The sequence below is a fragment of the Enterobacter cloacae complex sp. 418I7 genome, assembly GCF_050030705.1.
In the GTDB taxonomy this organism is placed as follows: domain Bacteria; phylum Pseudomonadota; class Gammaproteobacteria; order Enterobacterales; family Enterobacteriaceae; genus Enterobacter; species Enterobacter intestinihominis.
The window spans coordinates 2,569,082-2,585,518 of record NZ_JBLGUU010000001.1 but is presented as its reverse complement, the minus strand read 5'-3'; the positions used below and the strand labels follow the sequence as shown (position 1 = coordinate 2,585,518).

The window sequence follows — 16,437 nt, the reverse complement described above, 5'->3', positions numbered from 1 at the left end:
TATTTATCCAGCAAATGACGATTAACGTGAAAAAACGCCTTTCTGTCTCTCTTTTTTTTACCCTCATGTCTACCTTTCTGAGCAGTTATGAAGTAGTAGCTCACACTATGCCGCCCAGTCTGGCTAAAAAGGATTTTTCTCTACAGATAAAAGACCAGATTGTGGCACTGGGCGATAGGTGGACTCCTGAGGTTGCGCGTAAAATTGCAGTTTCTGTGGAAGGTAGTTTTGTCGGTGAGGTTCCTTTTGACGGAACGAGCTATAAATTCTACCAGCATCAGAAGACTGGGTTAAAAATATTCAGTTCCAATCTCTGGTGGGATAAAACCGAGCGAAGTGTTGACGATTATATTGTGGCGCAGATTACGCTAACTGCTACGGATGGCAAAACAGCTCGCGGGATCCATATTGGTTCAACATTAAATGAACTTAATAAAGCATATGGTGGTGGCCAGGTCGAAAATGATTCCGGGGAGCAGTGGGTTTCCTATGAATTGGGTAAGAAATTACTCTCTTTTGAGGTTAAAGACAGTAAGGTTGTAAAAATAACAATGAATTACGATAATGATTCTTTAGAGTGATTTATGACCAAGAAATTTCTGGCAGTCGTATTGTTCACTGCTTTATGGGCAGGCGTAGTTGAAACGTCATCTGCGCTTGAATTATCGCAATACAATAACCTCAATACGGTTAGTCTCATCGTTAACGACAGTGAAGTGACAGACAATCTCAGGAAGACGCTGGGAAATCATTACCAGACCTTTATTGATAACTTTGATGTCTTCGGTGAACCGCATACCACCACAGGTGGCGGATTGTTTGTTGAAGGTTGGTTAAAAGATCTCTATCAGGAGAATGCATCCGTGCTGGTTATCAATCCTGACGGCAAAATCTTTGCGGCCTGGGTGGTTCCGGAGTCGGACGTCATTCATTACCAGTCTTCTGATAATAGCCCGGTTATTCATGCCGATATTCAGCAATGGGCTGCCAGATTCAATGCTTTGCATTTTGCAACGAACATCCAGGCAGGTCTCGCGTTTGACGGGGACTGGGCTGGCGAATTCGAGAACGACTCGACGTTAACACTGCGGTTAGCTGAATCAGGCAACCGGATCACCGGCTCTTATTGCTATATCTCCCAGAGAGGAAACCGCATAGATTGCCCTGAAGATGATGAGCAAAATCTTAGCGGTACGATCGCTGGCAATCGTGTCAACGTTGAGTTCAACTCATCATTTGGCGGCGTAGGCGGTCGGGCTGTTCTGGAAATAAAGGGGAGTGAGATGGAATGGCGTTTAGTTACTCCTCCTCAAAAAGGAAATTATTATGCTCCGCAGCGTTATACGTTACGTAAAGCCGCTTCGGTTCAAAACGCTGAAACCAGAAAACTGGACACCGAAAGGTTCGCTATTTCTCTTATAAATAAGTGCGGTCATTTTGATAGCGAATGTGACCAGATGGTCTATCTCGGCGTGCGCAAAAGCGATAACAGTACGATCTCCTTAAGGGGAAAAACGTTGCACGACTCCGCAGGTAAAATAATCGGCTCAACGTACAAGAATGGCGAGACCGTTTACACCGTAACGTATGCACCTGTGAAATTGGTTGTCAGCAAAGGCAGTCATGTTTTAGTCGAACAGTCAGGCCAGTGGCTTAAATAACTATACAGCCAGCCAAAAGGCCAGCACGGATTGGCCTCTTTTGTTTCTCACAATATTAATCATCCCGAGTTCACTTATGAAATACACCCTCCAGGAAGGTTCGTTTTCCCTTTTTCCTGCCGCCTGGCAGGATAACAGCATGAACATCATTCGTGATGACGAGAGCGGATTATCCGTGGTGGTCAGTCGCGGCGTCATCCCGGATGGCAGCAATTACGAACAAGAGTTTCACCGCCAGTGGGATGTGCTGCGTTCTCAGATGGGTGAGATCGCCCAGAGCGAATTTCAGCACGTAAAAGCCGGGCCTGACGGAAAAATAAACGGGCTGGAAGTTGAGACCACCTTTGACCGTAACGGCCAGCGCCTGTGGCAAAAACAGCTTGCCGTGCAGACACCGGACAAACCGGTACTGATGATTTTTACCCTCTCGGCCTTAAAAGCCTTTACGGAAGAGGACGAGGCGCGCTGGAGCGCACTGAAGCAAAGTCTGACGCTAAACGACAACCGGAATGTGTAAGGCATGAGCGATAACAACGCGGCCCGTAAGGGCGACGAGATTATTCACTCCAGCATTTTTGCTGATATAACCAGCATTGTGGCGGAAGGTGCCGCCTATGCGGTGATTGGCGCGGCGGTGGGCGCGGCAGCTACCGTGGCGGCGCCACTGCTGGGAGCCGGGGCGGCAGCCGCAGGCGTGGCGGCGATCGGATCCAGCTGTCTGCTGAGCGGCATTATTGGGGGTGTCCTGGCGAACGTTGCGGGGATCACCGACGATATCAGCAACGCCGCTGAAGGGCTGGGCAACGCGCTTTTCCCGCCGTCGCCTGCGGGTAAGATCACTACCGGTTCCAGCAACGTTCTTACCAATGCGATCCCCGCTGCACGCGCAGCCGGGACCTTGACGCCTACCGATACTCCTTCCCCTGAGCCGCAGTCTCCGGGCAGCTTTGCCGACTACGCGGGCATGCTGCTTGCCGCTGCCGGACAGTTCGGCAGCGAAATGTGGCAGCCGAGCGTGGCCTCTGCCGCTGCCGGGACCTCGCCGCTGGAAGAAGACAAGGTGGCGTGCGAGAAACACTCCGGGCCGCAGTATCTGGCGGAAGGCTCCAAAAGCGTCTTTATCAACGGGCAGCCCGCGGTGCGTGCGAAAGATCGCACCACCTGCGAAGGCACCGTTTCCGACGACGTCTCCCCGAACGTGATCATCGGCGGCGACACCCTCACGGTTCGCGATATTAAAAGCGGCAAAACGCCGGGCCTGGCGCTGGGGATGATTGCGCTCTCCCTGCTGCGCGGGCGTCCGGGCAAGATCCTGAAAAACATGCCCTGCGCGCTGGCTGCTGCCGGTGGCGGGATGCTGGCTGATATGGCCGTCAACGCCGTGTTCGGCTCCTCGCACCCGGTTCACGCCGCTACCGGCGTGAAGGTGCTGAATGACGACGACGAACTCGATTTCTCGCTGCCGGGGCGCTTTCCGCTACGCTGGCAACGCAGCTACAACAGCCTGACCACCCGCGAAGGGCTGTTTGGTCTGGGCTGGGCTACCACCTTTGACAGCTATCTGACGCTGGAAGAAAACAACGCCACCTGGTTCGATGAAACCGGGCGCGAGCTGAGCTTTGAACTGCCGCCGGTCGACCGCGCGTTTTACAGCATCAGCGAAGGCATTATCATCCGCCGCAATGAGAGCGGCGACGTGGCGATTGCCGACGATGACGGCGCGGTGTGGCGTCTGTATAAACAGACCCGCGCCAACCCAGCCATCCTGCGCCTGGCCTCCCTCAGCGACGAGTACGGCAACGCGTTGCTGACGGCGTGGGATGAACACGGGCGGCTGGTCGGTCTGCACGATGAGCCGCGGGCGATCGACGTCACTCTGCGTTATGAAAATGAACGTTTCCCGCAGCGCGTTACCTCGGCGAGCCATTTTGACGGCAACCAGACATGGCCGCTGATGCAGTGGGGGTATGACGCGCGCGGCCAGCTGGCCAGCGCAACGGATGCCTCCGGCGTGGTTACCCGTGAATACCGTTATAACGATGATGGCCTGATGGTCTGGCACCGTCTGCCGGGCGGGCTGGAGAGCGAATACCGCTGGCAAAAATTCGACCACTGGCGCGTGGTGGAAAACCGCACCAGCACCGGCGACGGCTGTCGCTTTAGCTACGATTTAGCCGCCGGGCTGACGACCGTCGATCACTACGACGGTCAGACGCGAAAGCATTACTGGAACGCGCAAAACCTGATTGTTCGCTACGTTGACGAGCGCGGTGAGAACTGGCGCTACGAGTGGGATGACAACGAACTCCTCACGCGTCGCATCGATCCGCTGGGTAATGCCGTTACCTTCGTCTATGACGAGATGGGCAACCGGGTGCAGGAGATCGACGCCGACGGCAATACCCGCACCACCACCTGGCTGGAGCACCGTGCGCTTCCGGCGTCCATCATCGAAGCCGACGGTAGCGCCACCCGGTTCCTGTATGACGAACATCACGGGCTGAAACGCGTGGTGGATCCGATGGGGCAGACCACGCTGCTTCGTCGGGACGAGTTTGGTCAGGTTGTGGAAGAAGTCGATGCCGCCGGGAACAGCCGTTACCAGGAGTACAACGAGGCCGGGCAGATGGTGCGTGCGACGGACTGTTCGGGCCGTGTGACACAATACCGTTATCATCCGCTGGGCTGGCTGGTGGCTGAGATAAGCGCCGACGGCGAAGAGACGCGTTACCGCTACGACGCCGCGGGGCGTCCGGTGCAGCTCGATCGCCCGGAAGGGTGGACAGAGTCGCTCAAATGGAACGAACGTGGTCTGCCGGTGAAGCATGCGGGCGCCGACGGGAAAGAGAGCGAGTTCAGATACGACGAGGCAGGGCGCTTAACCGCCACCCGTAATACGCAGGGTGAAGAGGTGCGCCGCCGCTGGGACAGCCGCGGGCGTCTGATTGCCCTGGAAAACGAAAACGGCGAAGCGTACCAGTTCCGCTGGGGTGCGGACTCGCTGCTGCTGGAAGAGGTAGGGCTCGATGGCGTGGCCTCGCAGTATCGCTACGATGCCTGCGGGCGTACGATAGCGCGCACCTTTGCCGCCGAACATCCGGAGGCCATTACCCATGCCTTTGCCTGGAGCGCGAGCGGCCAACTGGTCGCCCGCACCACGCCGGAAGGGCAGACCCGCTACCACTACACCCCGTCCGGCCTTCTGAGCCGGATTGGGCTGCATCCCGCGCTTTCAGCCGATGCCTGGAGTGCCGAGGCCGAGCAGGAGCTTGTGTTTGAGTATGACGCGCTCGGGCGCGTCACGCGCGAAACGGGCGAGCACGGGGAGCTGGCGTGGGAGTATGACGCGCTGGGTAACCGCACCTCCGTCACGCTGCCCGATGGCCGGGAGCTGAAACAGTTCTACTACGGCAGCGGGCATCTGCTCAGCATCGCGCTTGATAAGCTCTCGGTCTCCGACTTTACCCGCGACGAACTTCACCGTGAAACCAGCCGTACGCAGGGGCTGCTAACCACACGCAGCGAATATGACCGTCTCGGTCGACTGCATCGCCGGGATGTTTTTACCGGCAATGCCCAGCGCCCGTCGCCGCGCCGCTGGTCCCGCCGCTGGGATTACGACTATCGCAATAACCTGGTCCGCGAAGAGCGGGACGATAACCCGTTCAGTTGGTACCGCTGGCAGTACGACAGCGCCGGACGTCTGCTGGTTCAGGACGGCACGCTGCCCGGCCAGGAGCAGTGGCGCTGGGATGCTGCCGGTAACCCGCTCGAAGGCTCTGCTGAGAAGGTCACGCACAACCGCCTGACGCAGCTGAACGGCATTCGCTGGTGCTATGACATCCATGGCCGCACCGTTGAGAAGGATAACGGCCAGACCCGCTGGCACTACCGCTACGACGGCGAGCACCGCCTGACGGAGGTCATCAGCCAGCCACGGGACCGCAACAGACCGCAGACGGAGGTCAGCTTCCGCTACGATCCGCTCGGGCGACGCATCAGCAAAACGCGCCGCCAGATGCTGGGCGGGCAGCCAACCGGTAAGCCTGTCACCACGCGGTTTGTCTGGGAAGGGTTCCGGCTGTTGCAGGAGGTGCACGGGGATGTGCCGCTGACCTACGTCTACAGCGATCAGGACAGCTACGATCCGCTGGCGCGAATTGACGGCGTTGATGCCCCGGAAATCTTCTGGTTCCACTGTCAGCCCAACGGCACACCGGAGCGGATGACGGATAGCGAAGGGCAGGTGCGCTGGGAAGGGGTGAACAGCGCCTGGGGCAAACTGCTGCGGGAAAGCGAAACGCAGGTATCAGGATATTCTCAGAACCTGCGCATGCAGGGGCAATACCTGGACCGTGAGACAGGGCTGCACTACAATCTGTTCCGGTATTACGACCCGGACTGCGGACGGTTTACGCAGCAGGACCCGATAGGGCTGGCGGGGGGGATAAACTTATATAAATATACTGTTAACCCTCTTACCTGGATAGATCCACTGGGATTAGCTGGTTGCACTTTAACAAAATCGAAGTCAAAAAATTACGAATACGTTTTGAAATTGAAACGCTCTGAATATCCAGCAACGTTTGGTCACATATCAGATGCGATCGATTTAGGACATGCAAAGGTTGTAACAATCCAACGAGGCACTGCAAAAGCTAACAGGAAAACGAGTCTTAAAAATATCAAAACTAAGCCAGGATACGATCGTGATGAATGGCCTATGGCGATGTTTAAAGAAGGCGGTGATGGTGCTAGTGTAAGATATATAGATCCTAGCGATAACCGTGGTGCAGGTTCAAGCATTGGTAATGTTTTATCAGAACTGCCAGATGGTACAAGAATAAAAGTCGAGGTAATATAATGAGTGATAAAAACACACAAACAGTTGACCTACTGATTTCACATAGTCAAATATTGCTACGATCACGAGACTATGATGAAAAACTGAGTCAGTGGGGTAAAGGTAATGTATCTCAAGGTGCTGTGATTCATAAAGATTATGTTATTTTTGATCCTTTACCAGAGGACGCATTTGGAGCGAACGTAAATATCAAAATAGAGAATGCTTTTAATTTAGATGAAAATGCTCAACGCTGCATTGTAGTGCCATTTTTTATTACAGATAAAAATAAGCTTCAGGTGGCTTCTGCGACAGAGAAATTTGACATAAACATAAATGTAACCAACAAAACGTATTCGCTCTATTATGAGATTTGTGAAGGGGATGAAATTTATTACAATTTCACTCTTGTGCCGGAAAAAGACACTGTCACAGCTAAGTTTTTATTAGACGACCCTTGGGGCGGAAAAAAAGATAATCCACTCAAAGAAGGTGTTTTTTAACGTTAATAATAACTAAATAAGAACGAAAAAAATCCACGCCAAAGCGTGGATTTTTTTAATTCAAAACTAATCAGACGTTAAACAAGAAGTTCATCACATCGCCATCTTTAACGATGTAGTCTTTCCCTTCCGCACGCATCTTGCCAGCTTCTTTCGCGCCTTGCTCACCCTTGTAGGTGATAAAGTCTTCAAACGCGATAGTCTGCGCACGAATGAAGCCCTTCTCGAAGTCGGTGTGGATCTTACCGGCCGCCTGAGGCGCAGTCGCACCCACAGGGATGGTCCACGCACGCACTTCTTTTACGCCAGCGGTGAAGTAGGTTTGCAGGTTCAGCAGCTCATAGCCCGCGCGGATCACGCGGTTCAGGCCCGGCTCTTCCAGACCCAGTTCGGCCATGAACTCTTCACGGTCGGCATCGTCCAGCTCGGCGATATCAGATTCAACGGCCGCGCACACGGCAACAACCACAGAACCTTCAGCCGCGGCAATTTCACGTACTTTGTCGAGGTACGGGTTGTTCTCGAAACCGTCTTCGTTAACGTTGGCGATGTACATGGTTGGCTTCAGGGTCAGGAAGCTCAGGTATTTGATCGCCGCTTTGTCTTCTTCAGTCAGGTTTTTCAGCGCGCGCAGCATGCCCGCGTTTTCCAGCTGTGGCAGACATTTTTCCAGGGCAGCCAGTTCCGCTTTCGCGTCCTTGTCGCCGCCTTTGGCTTTCTTCTGCACGCGGTGAATGGCGCGCTCGCAGGTGTCGAGGTCAGAGAGGGCCAGCTCGGTGTTGATGACGTCGATGTCGTCAGCCGGATCCACTTTGTTGTTAACGTGGATAATGTTGTCGTTCTCGAAGCAGCGCACAACGTGGCCGATCGCTTCTGTTTCACGGATGTTGGTCAGGAACTGGTTGCCCAAGCCTTCACCTTTGGATGCGCCTTTTACCAGGCCCGCGATGTCCACGAACTCCATGGTAGTTGGCAGAATGCGCTGCGGCTTCACGATTTCCGCGAGCTGGTCCAGACGCGGATCGGGCATAGGAACAACACCGGTGTTCGGCTCGATGGTACAGAACGGGAAGTTCGCCGCTTCAATACCTGCCTTGGTGAGCGCGTTGAACAGGGTGGATTTGCCCACGTTTGGCAGACCGACGATACCGCATTTGAATCCCATTTCTAAATCACCTTAATATCTTGATAATCAATCCGTTAACGATAACCGATTGAAGAAAAGTAAATAACTACGCCTATTATACACGTAACCCGCACGACGCGCGGTAAAAAAGCCCCATGGCGCCGATTATTGCGCTTTGAAAGCGTGCAGTCGATTGGTGGCTTTCGTCAGGCCGTCCTGAAGCCAAATCTCGGTGCAGCGGGCCGCTTCGTCCACCGCTTCGTCAATCAACTTCTGCTCAGAAACCGGTGGTTTACCCAGTACGAAACCAACAACTTTGTTTTTATCGCCCGGATGGCCGATTCCCACGCGCAAACGGTGGAAATTAGGATTATTACCCAGTTTGCTGATGATGTCTTTAAGGCCGTTGTGGCCGCCATGACCGCCGCCCAGCTTGAACTTCGCCACGCCTGGCGGCAGATCCAGTTCGTCGTGGGCCACCAGTATCTCATCCGGATTGATGCGATAAAACGTTGCCATAGCCGCCACGGCTTTGCCGCTCAGGTTCATAAAGGTGGTTGGCACCAGCAACCGCACGTCAGCACCCGCAAGATTGATGCGTGAGGTATACCCGTAAAACTTGGGTTCTTCACGCAGGGGCGCGCGCAGACGTTCCGCCAGCAGATCAATATACCAGGCGCCGGCGTTATGGCGGGTAGCGGCATACTCTGCGCCCGGATTGGCGAGGCCGACAATCAGTTTAATCGTCACGATTTACTTCCTAATGGGTTCCAGATCTGGCGCGTAGTTTACTGTCTGGCGCGCCGCTTGACAAAGTTCTGCCTGCTGTACACCGAAATGCGAATAATTTCTTCTTTGAACAATTAGAATTTCAAGCTGTTCAATGTCTTATTTGTAAATTTTTGTCCGGGAGTTATCTGTAAATGTGATCATTCACGCAACTCATATAAGTGGCGTTGTCTATACTTTACACACAAGGAGAAGGGGTTTTTCCCCTGACAACCCAAAGTTCCGGAGGTGACATATGAAACGCAAAAACGCTTCAATGCTCGGTAACGTGCTAATGGGGTTGGGACTGTTCGTGATGGTCGCCGGTGTCGGTTATTCAATTTTAAACCAATTACCGCAGCTTGACCTCCCACAATACTTTGCGCATGGCGCGGTGCTGAGTATCTTCCTCGGTGCGGTATTGTGGCTCGCCGGGGCGCGTGTGAGCGGACATGAGGAAGTCTGCGATAAATACTGGTGGGTGCGCCATTACGATAAACGATGCCGCCGTGACCAGCATAAGCACGGCTAGTGCCCCATAAAGAACACCGAAACGACTTCATCTGAAGTCGTTTTTTTTTGCATGACGCATTGACCCTCACGTAACGTAAGGCTTCAGAGTAGCGACACTGGCAGAACAAAAGGAGCCGTTATGTTGATTCAGGTGGGTGAACTGGCGAAACGCGCAGGGATCACCGTGCGGACTTTGCATCACTACGAGCAAACAGGGCTGTTGTTACCTTCTGCCAGAAGCGCGGCAGGCTACCGGCTTTATAACCTGGCGGATGTGCAACGTCTGCATATGATCCAGACGCTGGCAAAAGCCGGTCTGGAGCTTGCCGAAATCAGGGATTTTCTGGAACAGCGTTCGCTGTCATTAGCGGAATTACTCGACGGGCAAATCACTTTGCTGGACAAGCAACTGCGTAGCATCCATACGCTGCGCAACCGGCTGGTGGAATTGCGTACCGGGCTGACCGACGATGCGACGCCGGATCTGGAATCCTGGCTACAGACTCTGGAGTTAATGAATATGTACGATCGCTGGTTTAGCAAAGAAGAATTGCAGCAACTGCCGTTTGCGGTAGAGAAAGAGGCGCTGGCGGATATCTGGTCGGGTCTGGTGACGGAGGTTAAACACTTACTGGAACAGAACGTCAGCGTCACGGACGCGCGGGCGACCGATTTGGCTTCACGGTGGATGGAACGCCTGGAACAGGATACCGCAGGCAAACCGGAATTTTTGACCCGTCTGAACGAAATGCACAGCGTGGAGCCGCAGATGCAGGAGCAAACCGGCATTACACCGGAGATTGCGGATTACATCACGCGGGCGTTTGCCGAATCAAAGCTCAGCATCTGGGAGAAATATCTCACTGCCGAAGAGATGGCCTTTACCCGGGCGCACTACTTTGACCGGATGATGGAGTGGCCGCCGCTGGTGGCAAAGCTGCATCAGGCGCAGCGGGATAATCTCAGTCCCGCTTCTGACGATGCGCAAAAGCTGGCAGAAAAGTGGCTGGTTTTATTCCAGTCCTATGCGGGAACAAATCCGCAGACCCAGCAAAAATTTCGTCTCGCCATGCAGCAGGAGCCGCATCTGATGAAAGGTACGTGGATGACGCCTGCCGTGCTTGAATGGCTCCAGCAGGCGATCGGGGTGATGATGCAAAGACGTGTCTCTGCATCAGATGACTCACAGATCCGCTAATGCAGCTTCACGGTTAGGGTAGAAGGACAATCGGCTAGGGATCGGCTGCACGCCCGCGCGCGCCATGGTGCGCAGGGGCTGGAATTCGAGGTTACTGATCCGCAGCTCGCAGCCTTCCGGCAGGCGGGCAACAAAGCGCTGGAAGGCATCCAGACCGCCGGCATCCAACACCGGGACGGCATCCCACTTCAGCACCACAATCCGTTTGCCCGCGATGCGGGACGCCAGATCGCTGAACAAACCTTCCGCCGCGGCGAAGAACAGCGGGCCAATCACGCGCAGCACCAGCACATCGTCAGGCACCTCAACGTTAACCGGAGAGAGACGCGTCATCTGCGCGATGCGGCGCATAAACAGCAGCGAGGCCAGCACTATGCCGACGCTGATAGCGATAACCATATCAAACAGCACGGTCAGCGACATGCAGATCAGCATCACGATGATGTCGTCTTTCGGCGCACGGCGCAGCAGATTCACCACCTTATGCGCCTCACTCATATTCCAGGCCACCATCAGCAGCAGCGCAGCCATGGCAGAGAGCGGAAGCCATGAAAGCAGTGGGGCAAGGATCAGCAGCGCCATGATCACCAGCAGGGAGTGAATGACCGCGGAAACCGGTGATGTCGCGCCCGCACGTACGTTCGCGGCGGAACGGGCAATCGCAGCCGTAGCCGTAATACCGCCGAAGAACGGTGCAACGATGTTCCCTAAGCCCTGACCGACCAGTTCGCTGTTGGCTTTGTGCTTAGTGCCGGTCATGCCGTCGAGCACGACGGCGCAGAGCAGGGATTCAATCGCGCCCAGCATTGCCATGGAGAACGCGGCAGGCAGCAGAGCGCGAAGGGAATCCCAGCTCAGGGTGAAGCTGGAGCCCGGCATGTCCCACGGCAGAACCAGCTGCGGCAGCAGCTGCGGAATACCGTTACCCTGTGAGCCATCCGCCAGAACATAGTGGAACTGGGAGCCAATGGTGGCGACCTGTCCACCGAGCAGGTTGACGACGCCCATCACCGCGCAGCCCAGCAGCAGAGCGGGGAGATGCCCCGGGAGACGAATGCCTAAGCGAGGCCAGACGATGAGTGTGCCGAGGGTAACGATGCCAATGGCTGCATCGCCCAGGTTGGCCGTCGGCAACGCCATAAACAGCGCGCCCACTTTCTGTAAGTAGTGCTCCGGAACATGGGCCATTTGCAGGCCGAGGAAATCCTTAATCTGCATGGTCCCGATGGTAATCCCAATCCCCGAGGTGAACCCCAGCGTCACGGAAAGGGGAATATATTCAATCAGGCGACCAAAGCGGGCCAGACCGAACAGAATTAAAAAGATGCCGGACATCAGGGTGGCAACCAGCAGGCCTGCCAGACCAAACTGTTGGGAAACCGGGTAGAGGATCACCACAAAGGCGGCAGTTGGGCCGGAGACGCTGAAGCGGGACCCGCCCGTCAGCGCAATCACAATCCCCGCAACGGCTGAGGTGTACAGCCCGTACTGCGGCGCGACGCCGCTACCAATCGCCAGTGCCATCGCCAGCGGGATGGCAATAATCCCGACGGTGATCCCGGCTATCAGGTCACGAACAAAGCGTGACGACGTGTATTTCTCTTTCCAGCAGGCGTCGATGAGGGCGCGAAAGGGCAGAACATGTGAGGAGGTTACGTTTTTCACAATTATCTATCATCCGTGTGCGCATCATCTGTCATATGAATGGCAGGTGAAGGAGGCATAAGTCATACAAATAAATACTATAAACAAAAAAACCCGCCGTAGCGGGTTTTTTAGCCGTGTTCGATCAGTGTTCGAACATTGCAGAGATGGATTCTTCGTTGCTGATACGACGAATCGCTTCGGCCAGCATCCCGGACAGGGTCAACGTACGCACGTTTGGCAGCGCTTTGATCTCGTCACTCAGTGGAATGGTATCGCATACCACAACTTCGTCGATGACGGAGTTACGCAGGTTGTTTACCGCATTGCCGGAGAAGATCGGGTGAGTCGCGTAAGCGAATACGCGTTTCGCACCACGCTCTTTCAGCGCTTCAGCGGCTTTACACAGCGTACCGCCGGTATCGATCATGTCGTCCACCAACACGCAGTCGCGGCCAGCCACGTCACCGATGATGTGCATCACCTGTGAAACGTTAGCACGCGGACGGCGTTTGTCGATGATCGCCATGTCGGTATCGTTCAGCAGCTTCGCGATAGCTCGAGCACGTACCACGCCGCCGATGTCTGGAGAAACCACAATCGGGTTGTCCAGATTCAGTTGCAGCATGTCTTCCAGCAGGATTGGGCTGCCGAAAACGTTATCAACCGGCACGTCGAAGAAGCCCTGGATCTGCTCTGCGTGCAGGTCGACCGTCAGTACGCGGTCAACGCCGACGCTGGAGAGGAAGTCTGCGACAACTTTAGCGGTGATTGGCACACGCGCGGAACGGACGCGACGGTCCTGACGTGCATAGCCAAAGTAAGGAATAACAGCAGTGATACGGCCAGCAGAAGCGCGACGCAGCGCGTCGACCATAACAACCAATTCCATCAGGTTGTCGTTCGTTGGAGCACAGGTGGACTGGATGATGAAAATATCACCACCGCGTACATTTTCGTTAATTTGTACGCTGACTTCGCCGTCGCTAAAGCGACCTACAGCGGCGTCGCCGAGGGAAGTGTACAGGCGGTTGGCAATACGTTGTGCTAGTTCCGGGGTGGCGTTACCAGCAAAAAGCTTCATATCAGGCACGAGAAGAACCTCAGGCATGCGTCCAGTGGTGGATAGCGTTCGCCGCAAACTGCGGGGCCTAAGCAAACGCTATCCAGGCGGTGTATTAAAGAGCGCGATGCAACGTCTGGAACAGGGTGACGTTGTCACCGAAACTCAGTCTGCGCCAGAATGGCCTGCTGTAGGGGGGAGGTGTTCATCCCGCGTGCTACAAAACCATGCAGCCAATCCGGCGCTTGCTCAAGCACCTGACGGGCGGCGGATTCGGTGTCAAATTCAGCAAAGACACAGGCCCCTGTACCGGTCAGGCGCGACGGCGCGTATTCTAACAGCCAGGAAAGCACCGCATCAACCTCGCGAAAACGTTTTCTTGCGATATCCTCGCAATCGTTGCTGAATTCACAATTTAATAACGTTTTTATTGACCGTACCGGGGTATTTCTTTTCAGGTCAGGATCTTTAAAGATGACCGGGGTAGGAATGCTCACGCCAGGGTGAACGATCAGATACCATTTTTCCGGCGGATCGACCGGCGTGAGGATTTCGCCCACCCCTTCAGCAAACGCCGCGTGGCCGCGCACAAACACTGGTACATCGGCGCCCAGCGTCAACCCTAACGCTGCCAGCTCGTCCGTTGTCAGACCGCAGCCCCACAGATGGTTAAGCGCCACCAAAACGGTTGCAGCATTTGACGAACCGCCGCCAAGACCGCCGCCCATCGGCAGGCGTTTGTCGATACGGATATCCGCACCGCTTCCCGCTGGCAGACGACCCGACGACGACGCCGTTTTCATCAGCAGGCGGGCAGCGCGCACGATCAGGTTATCGTCATGCGCCACGCCGTCGACTGGCGTCAGCAGGCAAATCTGCCCGTCCTGACGCGGTTCGATTGAGATCGTGTCGCCGTAGTCGACAAACTGAAACAGGGTTTGCAGGGTGTGATAGCCGTCAGCGCGCTGCCCGGTAATGTAGAGAAACAGGTTCAGTTTTGCGGGAGAGGGCCAGTGGGTCATCATTTAACGATCCAGTTATCCATTTTCAGCTTGATACGCTGGCTACCCTGCGTCAGCTCCATATTGGACGGCAGCGATGGTTGCGTCTTGCTGTCATACGCGCTGTACACCACTTTCCAGGTTTTACCGCCCTGGGTGTAGTTAACCTGGCTCAGACGGTATTGGTCATCAAGCGTATAGTCGGTGGCGTCACCCGGCAGGCCAAGGATCCACTGGCGCAGACTATTGAGCGGAATCGGCATCCCGGTCAGCTTGCCAATCATCTCTTCGGCGTCGGTCGCGGTGTAGTGCTGGCCTTTGTTATCGGTGATCTGCGCTTCGCCAGGCTTCGCGTTAAGCTCCAGCTCGGTGCTGCCCAGCGGGTTGAGCAGCAGCAGGCGATAGTTGTCCTGCCCCGTTTGCTGCCAGAAGAAGCGAGCATAAACTTTTTGTTCGTCAGACAGATATGCAAATGCACCGCGGGTCTGGTACTGGCTTAATTTCAGCACATCCTGCTGGTGCTGACGCCACTGCGGTGAGTCGGGGCTTTTGCCCGGGCCTTTCGGCTGATGAACGGAACAGGCGGTCAGAACCAGGGCCGCCAGAGGCAGCAGGCGAATCATTCGGGTCATAATGATGACAAATCCTTGAGATACGTTGCAGTTATAACTGTTAATGCTAGCGTTGAAGGGTGCCACCGTCTACGTTCAAATTATCTCAAAGCGCGGCGTAAGCTATTACTCCGAAAGGGGGCAGTCTCTTTTATTGGTCTCGCGCATCCTGTATGATGCGTCCTGCTAACCTTATTAACGCTGGTACTACTCCCGCTCAACATGACCCTATTAGCACTCGGTATTAACCACAAAACGGCCCCGGTTTCACTGCGAGAACGCGTTACGTTTTCGCCGGATACGCTCGACCTGGCGCTGGATAGCCTGCTTGCACAGCCGATGGTGCAGGGTGGCGTGGTGCTGTCGACGTGCAACCGTACCGAGCTCTATTTAAGCGTGGAAGAGCAGGACAACCTGCACGAGGCGCTGATCCGCTGGCTATGTGACTATCACAACCTCAACGAAGAAGAGCTGCGCAACAGCCTGTACTGGCATCAGGATAACGATGCGGTCAGCCATCTGATGCGTGTGGCCAGCGGTCTGGATTCGCTGGTGCTGGGCGAGCCGCAGATCCTCGGCCAGGTGAAAAAAGCCTTCGCGGATTCCCAGAAAGGGCATCTGAAAGCCAGCGAACTGGAGCGAATGTTCCAGAAGTCATTCTCCGTGGCGAAGCGTGTGCGAACCGAAACCGACATTGGCGCCAGTGCGGTTTCGGTTGCTTTCGCGGCCTGTACTCTTGCCCGTCAAATCTTTGAATCGCTGTCGACCGTCACAGTACTGCTGGTGGGGGCGGGCGAAACCATCGAGCTGGTGGCGCGCCATCTTCGCGAACACAAGGTGAAGAAGATGATCATCGCTAACCGCACCCGCGAACGTGCGCAGGTGCTGGCAGATGAAGTGGGCGCTGAGGTGATTGCGCTGAGCGACATCGATGAACGTCTGAAAGAGGCGGACATAATTATCAGTTCTACCGCCAGCCCGCTGCCGATTATCGGGAAAGGGATGGTCGAGCGTGCGCTGAAATCCCGCCGCAATCAGCCGATGCTGCTGGTGGATATCGCCGTTCCGCGTGATGTCGAACCGGAAGTGGGCAAACTGGCGAACGCCTACCTGTACAGCGTGGATGACCTGCAAAGTATCATTTCGCACAACCTTGCCCAGCGTAAGGCGGCGGCTGTGCAGGCGGAAACCATCGTTGAACAGGAAACCAGCGAATTTATGGCCTGGCTGCGCGCGCAAAGCGTCAGCGAGACCATCCGCGAATACCGCGGTCAGGCGGAGCAGGTGCGTGATGACCTGACGGCCAAAGCGTTAGCGGCCCTTGAACAGGGCGGCGACGCGCAGGCGATTATGCAGGATTTAGCCTGGAAACTGACCAACCGCCTGATCCATGCCCCAACCAAATCTCTTCAGCAGGCTGCCCGTGACGGGGACGATGAACGCCTGACTATTCTGCGCAACAGCCTCGGGCTGGAATAGCGCCCTATACCCATTTTCTAAGACAAG

At 55.3% G+C, this 16,437-nt stretch carries 14 protein-coding genes; 8 read left to right on the top strand and 6 right to left on the bottom strand.

The annotated features are described in order from the left end of the window. Nucleotides 1–26: 26 nt before the first annotated feature. From ACQG0S_RS12415 to comJ, 5 genes are all read left to right on the top strand, one after another. Complete coding sequence (locus tag ACQG0S_RS12415; protein WP_074142853.1) at nucleotides 27–581, top strand: hypothetical protein; 555 nt, start codon at nucleotides 27–29, stop codon at nucleotides 579–581. A 3-nt stretch (nucleotides 582–584) separates the two neighbouring features. Beyond that, the gene (locus tag ACQG0S_RS12410) at nucleotides 585–1,661 is read left to right on the top strand and encodes a hypothetical protein (protein WP_048966564.1); all 1,077 of its coding nucleotides are present in this window, start codon (nucleotides 585–587) and stop codon (nucleotides 1,659–1,661) included. Between the two features lie 76 nt (nucleotides 1,662–1,737). Continuing rightward, nucleotides 1,738–2,178, top strand: a complete 441-nt coding sequence (locus ACQG0S_RS12405; protein WP_023300307.1) for a DcrB-related protein — start codon at nucleotides 1,738–1,740, stop codon at nucleotides 2,176–2,178. A gap of 3 nt (nucleotides 2,179–2,181) precedes the next feature. After that, on the top strand, nucleotides 2,182–6,525 hold the full coding sequence (locus ACQG0S_RS12400) for an RHS repeat-associated core domain-containing protein (RefSeq protein WP_074142849.1): 4,344 nt from the start codon (nucleotides 2,182–2,184) through the stop codon (nucleotides 6,523–6,525). After that, a complete protein-coding gene (gene comJ / locus ACQG0S_RS12395; RefSeq protein WP_046619517.1) occupies nucleotides 6,525–7,007 on the top strand; it encodes a competence protein ComJ in 483 nt (160 codons plus the stop codon). Before ACQG0S_RS12400 ends, comJ begins: the two co-directional genes overlap by 1 nt. 70 nt (nucleotides 7,008–7,077) lie before the next feature. On the opposite strand, the gene ychF is transcribed toward comJ, so the two are convergent. Together ychF and pth are read right to left on the bottom strand one after the other, a co-directional pair. Continuing rightward, entirely contained in the window at nucleotides 7,078–8,172 is a 1,095-nt protein-coding gene (ychF, locus tag ACQG0S_RS12390; RefSeq protein ID WP_010432886.1) for a redox-regulated ATPase YchF, read from the bottom strand. Between the two features lie 126 nt (nucleotides 8,173–8,298). Further along, nucleotides 8,299–8,883, bottom strand: a complete 585-nt coding sequence (pth, locus tag ACQG0S_RS12385; protein ID WP_048966565.1) for an aminoacyl-tRNA hydrolase — start codon at nucleotides 8,881–8,883, stop codon at nucleotides 8,299–8,301. Between the two features lie 274 nt (nucleotides 8,884–9,157). Between pth and ychH the strand changes: the two genes are divergently transcribed. Together ychH and ACQG0S_RS12375 are read left to right on the top strand one after the other, a co-directional pair. After that, nucleotides 9,158–9,433 (top strand): stress-induced protein YchH, encoded by a 276-nt coding sequence (ychH, locus tag ACQG0S_RS12380; protein ID WP_022648382.1) that lies wholly within the window; start codon nucleotides 9,158–9,160, stop codon nucleotides 9,431–9,433. 120 nt (nucleotides 9,434–9,553) lie between these two features. Beyond that, nucleotides 9,554–10,612, top strand: coding sequence for a MerR family transcriptional regulator (locus tag ACQG0S_RS12375; RefSeq protein WP_426750398.1), 1,059 nt, complete (start codon nucleotides 9,554–9,556; stop codon nucleotides 10,610–10,612). Here the strand turns inward: ACQG0S_RS12375 and dauA are convergent. The 4 genes from dauA to lolB form a co-directional block, all read right to left on the bottom strand. Next, on the bottom strand, nucleotides 10,598–12,277 hold the full coding sequence (dauA, locus tag ACQG0S_RS12370) for a C4-dicarboxylic acid transporter DauA (RefSeq protein ID WP_426750396.1): 1,680 nt from the start codon (nucleotides 12,275–12,277) through the stop codon (nucleotides 10,598–10,600). The genes ACQG0S_RS12375 and dauA overlap by 15 nt on opposite strands. A 124-nt stretch (nucleotides 12,278–12,401) precedes the next feature. After that, nucleotides 12,402–13,349, bottom strand: coding sequence for a ribose-phosphate diphosphokinase (prs, locus tag ACQG0S_RS12365; protein ID WP_003856663.1), 948 nt, complete (start codon nucleotides 13,347–13,349; stop codon nucleotides 12,402–12,404). A gap of 125 nt (nucleotides 13,350–13,474) precedes the next feature. Further along, nucleotides 13,475–14,344 (bottom strand): 4-(cytidine 5'-diphospho)-2-C-methyl-D-erythritol kinase, encoded by an 870-nt coding sequence (gene ispE, locus ACQG0S_RS12360; RefSeq protein WP_032624093.1) that lies wholly within the window; start codon nucleotides 14,342–14,344, stop codon nucleotides 13,475–13,477. Next, nucleotides 14,341–14,952, bottom strand: coding sequence for a lipoprotein insertase outer membrane protein LolB (lolB, locus tag ACQG0S_RS12355; protein WP_003856665.1), 612 nt, complete (start codon nucleotides 14,950–14,952; stop codon nucleotides 14,341–14,343). The genes ispE and lolB overlap by 4 nt, the downstream gene beginning before the upstream one ends. A 201-nt stretch (nucleotides 14,953–15,153) precedes the next feature. Here lolB and hemA point away from each other — a divergent pair, with 201 nt between their 5' ends. Next, complete coding sequence (gene hemA, locus ACQG0S_RS12350) at nucleotides 15,154–16,410, top strand: glutamyl-tRNA reductase (protein ID WP_003856666.1); 1,257 nt, start codon at nucleotides 15,154–15,156, stop codon at nucleotides 16,408–16,410. Nucleotides 16,411–16,437 lie beyond the last annotated feature (27 nt).

Coding starts and splice junctions, on each gene's coding strand:
- ACQG0S_RS12410 (WP_048966564.1), top strand. CDS start 585: ATGACCAAGAAATTTCTGGCAGTCGTATTGTTCACTGCTTTATGGGCA.
- ACQG0S_RS12405 (WP_023300307.1), top strand. CDS start 1,738: ATGAAATACACCCTCCAGGAAGGTTCGTTTTCCCTTTTTCCTGCCGCC.
- ACQG0S_RS12400 (WP_074142849.1), top strand. CDS start 2,182: ATGAGCGATAACAACGCGGCCCGTAAGGGCGACGAGATTATTCACTCC.
- comJ (WP_046619517.1), top strand. CDS start 6,525: ATGAGTGATAAAAACACACAAACAGTTGACCTACTGATTTCACATAGT.
- ychF (WP_010432886.1), bottom strand. CDS start 8,172: ATGGGATTCAAATGCGGTATCGTCGGTCTGCCAAACGTGGGCAAATCC.
- ychH (WP_022648382.1), top strand. CDS start 9,158: ATGAAACGCAAAAACGCTTCAATGCTCGGTAACGTGCTAATGGGGTTG.
- ACQG0S_RS12375 (WP_426750398.1), top strand. CDS start 9,554: ATGTTGATTCAGGTGGGTGAACTGGCGAAACGCGCAGGGATCACCGTG.
- ispE (WP_032624093.1), bottom strand. CDS start 14,344: ATGATGACCCACTGGCCCTCTCCCGCAAAACTGAACCTGTTTCTCTAC.
- lolB (WP_003856665.1), bottom strand. CDS start 14,952: ATGACCCGAATGATTCGCCTGCTGCCTCTGGCGGCCCTGGTTCTGACC.
- hemA (WP_003856666.1), top strand. CDS start 15,154: ATGACCCTATTAGCACTCGGTATTAACCACAAAACGGCCCCGGTTTCA.